This window comes from Frankia sp. CgJB1 (assembly GCF_977947065.1).
The window spans coordinates 1-4,334 of the sequence record NZ_CDWTNB010000257.1; the positions used below are offsets into that span (position 1 = coordinate 1).

Genomic DNA, 4,334 nt, shown 5'->3' on the forward strand with positions numbered 1-4,334 from the left:
CCGGACCAGTGGCGGCGCAACCTGCGCGTCATTCTCGACGACCTGCGCCCGCCGGCTCCGGACTGATGGCCGCGGTTCGGCCGGCCACGGTACGGGCCTGGGACCACATCTGAGCCAGATCGCCTCGGATGGTCAGGTACTCGGATGGTCAGGTAATGGTCAGGTAGTTGGCTGCTTGACGCCGCCTCCGGCGCTGGCCAGCGGTCCCAGCTGGTCCAGCGCGCGCAGCGTCGCGTCGGCGTCGGTGATGGTGAGCAGCCCGAACAGGGCGCGACGGACACCACGGGCGCGCAGCCTCTCGAGCGTGGCCTCGTCGGGATCCATGAGCGGAACGGTCACCGGTGGCGTCGCCACCCCGGCCCGGTCCGCCTCCTCGGCCAGCTCGTCCAGGCCTTGGATCAGCTGGTCGACCGGAAGGGGCGGAGTGAGCCAGCCGTCGCGCCCGGCGATGATCCGGCGGAAGGTCGTCGGGCCCCATCCCCCGATCCAGACCGGCGGATACGGTCGCTGCACAGGCTTGGGCCACTGGAAGACCGGATCGAAATCGACGAAGCGACCGTGGAACTCCGCCTCCTCGGTGGTCCAAAGCGCCTTCACCGCGGCCAACCGCTCCCGCATCAGCGCCATTCGAGTCGCCGGGTCGGTGCCGTGGTTACGCATCTCCTCACGCAGCCAGCCGGCGCCGACGCCGAGTTCGAAACGGCCCTCGCTGACCAGGTCCAGGCTGGCCGCTTCCTTCGCCAACAGGAGCGGGTCCCGCTGGACCACGAGCGCGACCGCGGTGCCCACGCGCAACCGGGTGGTCGCGGTCGCCGCGGCCGTCAGACTGACGAAAGGATCAAGATTGCGGTAGTAGTCGCGGGGAATCTCGCCAAGCTCGGGGTGCGCTGTCTCCCGTCGGGCGGGGATGTGGGTGTGCTCAGCGACGAACAGTGATTCGAAGCCGCGCTCCTCGATCGCCCGGGCGAGCTGAGCAGGCCTGATCTGTTCGTCAGTGACCGCGGTGAAGATCCCGATATCCATGCGTCGCACCGTAGAGTCTGCCATCAGTGTCAGGGTCAAGAGCGAGGGCTGGAGGCTGGTCCTGGTGTTGATCGGCGAGCTGTCGACACAAACCGGCGCCAGCGTGCGGTCCTTGCGCCATTACGAGAAGAACGGGCTGCTCGTGGCGGAGCGCGGCGCCAACGGCTACCGCCATTTCCCGGAGTCCGCGGTGGAGACGGTGGCCCGGATCCAGGTGCTGCTCGGCGCCGGACTGTCGGTGGCGACGATCCGCCAGGTGCTGCCCTGCACCATCGACGCGACGCCGCGGATCGTGCCGTGTGCCCAGCTGTCGGCGACACTGCGCCGCGAGCTGGACCGGCTGGAGCTACAGGCCGCGTACCTCGATCGCGCACGTTTCCTGATCTCGACGATGCTCGCGGCCTGAGCGCCACAGGAAGTAGCCGGGCCTCCGGGGCGCAGAACCCGTCAGCCGCCGGTACTAGTGGAGCCGTCGTGTCAATGCGATAGTGTCCCGCTCCACCCGCTCCACCCGCTCCACCCGCTCCACCCGCTCCACCCGCAACCCGCGCGACCCCGATGGGCCGCATGCTGCTCCAGATGCTCGCCATGTTCGCGCAGTTCGAACGCGACACGATCATCGACCGGGTCATCGCCGGCATGGAACGCAAAGCCGCCAAGGGCCTGTGGATGGGCGGCAACCGGCCCTTCGGCTACCAGGTCGACCGCGCCAACTGGAAACTGCTCGCCGACGAGAAGGAAGCGCCCGTCGTCCGTCTGATCTTCAACCTCTACGTCCGCGACCGGCTCGGCACCCGCGCCATCGCCAAGACCCTCAACGAACGCGGCCACCGCACCACCACCGGCGACCCCTGGTCCGGACACCAGGTGCTCCGCGTCCTGGACAACCGCATCTACCTCGGCGAACTGACCTTCCGCGAAATCACCGTCACCGACGCCCACGAACCGATCATCGAGGCGGCCCAGTTCGCTGAGGCCGAGAAGATCCTCACCATCCGCAGTGACGAACACACCCACCGGGCCGCCAGCGACTCCGACTACTACCTCACCGGCCGGATGCGCTGCCCGCAGTACCGCGCTCGCCGCCTTCTACCGCGACCACCAGCAGCTCATCGCCGACGCCGTCCACCACGCCCGCCAGCGCCACCACAACGCCCACGCCGACCGCACCGGCGAACTCGCCACCGTCCAGACCGACCTCACCCAGACCGACCAGGCCATCGACCACTACCTGTCCGCCTTCGAGCGCGGCACCCTCGACGAAAAAACCCTCGCCACCCGACTCGCCGCCCTGCGCACCAAGCAGAAGCAGCTCCGCCGCCGCCCTACCAGCCACAACGCCCCCGAAAGGAGCGGTTCGTACAATGCCAAACATGGTGGGGCGGGTGAGACTCGAACCCCGGGATGCCACGCGGAGCTCGGCATCCCGGGGTTCGGGGAGTCCTCCCCCCGGTGGACATCGCGGCCCGCCAGGAACCGACCGATGGCCGCAGGAACCGACCGATGGCCGGCGAACACGGTGGGCCGGTCGGGTGGCCGGGGTCAGGTGGCCGGTCAGGTGGCCGAGGTCTGCGCGAGCAGCCCCTCGAGTGCCGGGCCCACGATCCGCTTGAACATCCGTCGGGTCCGGGTCCGGTCCAGCATGCCGACCTCCAGGTTGGCGGCCGCGAGGACCCGCTCGCCATTCTGCGGCAGGCCCGGGGGCACCCCGACGGTCAGGGCCTGCACCGCGACGCGCAGCGCCTCGGCGAGCGGCTGGCCGTCCCGGTGATGCTCCTTCAGTGACGTCGTGACCTGCTCGGAGGCGCCACCGATCGCGACGAAGCCCCGCTCGTCGGCGATCGACCCGTCATAGGTCAGCCGGTAGATCTGGTCGTCGGCGATCGAGGTGCCGACCTCGGCGACGACGATCTCGACCTCGTAGGGCTTGACGCTCTCGCTGAAGATCGCACCGAGGGTCTGCGCGTAGGCGTTGGCGAGCGCGCGGCTGGTCACGTCACGCCGGTCGTACATATAGCCACGCGAGTCCATGAGACGGATGCCCGCCGTCCGCAGATTCTCGAACTCGTTGTACTTGCCGACCGCGGCGAACGCGATGCGGTCGTAGATCTCACTGATCTTGTGCAGGGTCGCCGACGGATTCTCGGCGACGAACAGGATCCCGTTCTCGTAGGTGAGGACGACGACGCTGCGACCCCGCGCGATGCCCTTGCGCGCGTACTCGGACTTGTCGCGGACCTGCTGTTCGGGGCTCGCGTATCCGAACGGCATGGTCACGTCAGCCTCCCGAGTTCGTCGAACGGTCCGCGATGATGGCCGTCACCACTGGTTCTATCTCATCGTCGGCATAGCGACGGTAGCCGTCCGCCGTCACGGCCGCGACGATCGGGTACAGCTTGCGGATTACGTCCGGCCCGCCGGTCGCCGAGTCGTCGTCGGCGGCGTCGTAGAGGGCCTCGACGCTGATCCGGACGGCGTCGTCCTGGCTGAGATCGGACCGGAACCGCTTCTTCAGCGAACCCTTCGCGAACACCGAGCCCGAACCGATCGACTCGTACGTGCGCTCCTCCGACTTCGCCGCCGCGATGTCGTAGGAGAAGATCCGCCCCTTGCCCGTGCCGAGGTCGTACCCGGCGAACAGCGGGACGACGGCGAGGCCCTGCAGGGCCATCGGCAGGTTTCCCTTGACCATGGCCGCCAGCCGGTTGGCCTTCGCGTCCAGGCTCAGCGTCGACCCCTCGATCTTCTCGTAGTGCTCCAGCTCCACCTGGAACAGCCGGATCAGCTCGGCGCCGACCCCGGCAGTGCCGGCATACCCCACACAGGAGTAGTCGTCGGCGTGATGGACTTTCTCGACGTCCCGCTGAGCGATCATGTGCCCCTGTGTCGCGCGCCGGTCACCGGCCATGATCACGCCACCGGAAAACGCCACCGCCACGATCGTCGTACCGTGCGCCACCTCGGTGACCGGCCCCGGCAGGCCACCCCGGGCCCCCGGCAGCAGGTGCGGCGCCGACCGCGACAGGAAATCGGCGAACGACGATGTTCCCGGCGTCATGAACACAGCCGGTAGGCGCCCGGCGGCCCCCAATGGATCAGCCACGCATCCCCCTTCCGATAGTCGGTCACGTGAGCCGCGCGCCCGGGGCGTCCCCGAGGCTCCCGGCCCGACGTTACAGATGAAGCACAACATAGGGCTATCGCCCCCCGAAGCGGGCGGGCAGGCCGGTCGAACGAGTCGGCAGGGAAGGCGGTCACGGCCGCACGTGCGGCCCGCCGACCTGCGCCGGGGCACGCGGGCGGTGCGGCGC

5 protein-coding genes and 1 pseudogene are annotated in these 4,334 nt (G+C 69.1%); 2 read left to right on the forward strand and 4 right to left on the reverse strand.

What is annotated here, in order from left to right; translation table 11 throughout:
* Positions 1 to 159: 159 nt before the first annotated feature.
* A complete protein-coding gene (locus tag AC08OT_RS19440; protein WP_476596961.1) occupies positions 160 to 1,047 on the reverse strand; it encodes an LLM class F420-dependent oxidoreductase in 888 nt (295 codons plus the stop codon).
* Positions 1,048 to 1,087: 40 nt separating this feature from the next.
* Here AC08OT_RS19440 and AC08OT_RS19445 point away from each other — a divergent pair, with 40 nt between their 5' ends.
* Together AC08OT_RS19445 and AC08OT_RS19450 are read left to right on the forward strand one after the other, a co-directional pair.
* Complete coding sequence (locus AC08OT_RS19445; RefSeq protein WP_011436321.1) at positions 1,088 to 1,429, forward strand: MerR family transcriptional regulator; 342 nt, start codon at positions 1,088 to 1,090, stop codon at positions 1,427 to 1,429.
* 182 nt (positions 1,430 to 1,611) lie between these two features.
* A pseudogene (locus tag AC08OT_RS19450) lies at positions 1,612 to 1,956 on the forward strand (recombinase family protein); the annotation flags it as partial.
* A 112-nt stretch (positions 1,957 to 2,068) separates the two neighbouring features.
* On the opposite strand, the gene AC08OT_RS19455 reads toward AC08OT_RS19450, so the two are convergent.
* The 3 genes from AC08OT_RS19455 to prcB form a co-directional block, all read right to left on the reverse strand.
* On the reverse strand, positions 2,069 to 2,359 hold the full coding sequence (locus tag AC08OT_RS19455; RefSeq protein WP_476592868.1) for a hypothetical protein: 291 nt from the start codon (positions 2,357 to 2,359) through the stop codon (positions 2,069 to 2,071).
* A gap of 218 nt (positions 2,360 to 2,577) precedes the next feature.
* Positions 2,578 to 3,300, reverse strand: coding sequence for a proteasome subunit alpha (prcA, locus tag AC08OT_RS19460; protein ID WP_023841072.1), 723 nt, complete (start codon positions 3,298 to 3,300; stop codon positions 2,578 to 2,580).
* 1 nt (position 3,301) lies between these two features.
* Complete coding sequence (prcB, locus tag AC08OT_RS19465) at positions 3,302 to 4,126, reverse strand: proteasome subunit beta (protein WP_476592865.1); 825 nt, start codon at positions 4,124 to 4,126, stop codon at positions 3,302 to 3,304.
* Between the last annotated feature and the right edge of the window lie 208 nt (positions 4,127 to 4,334).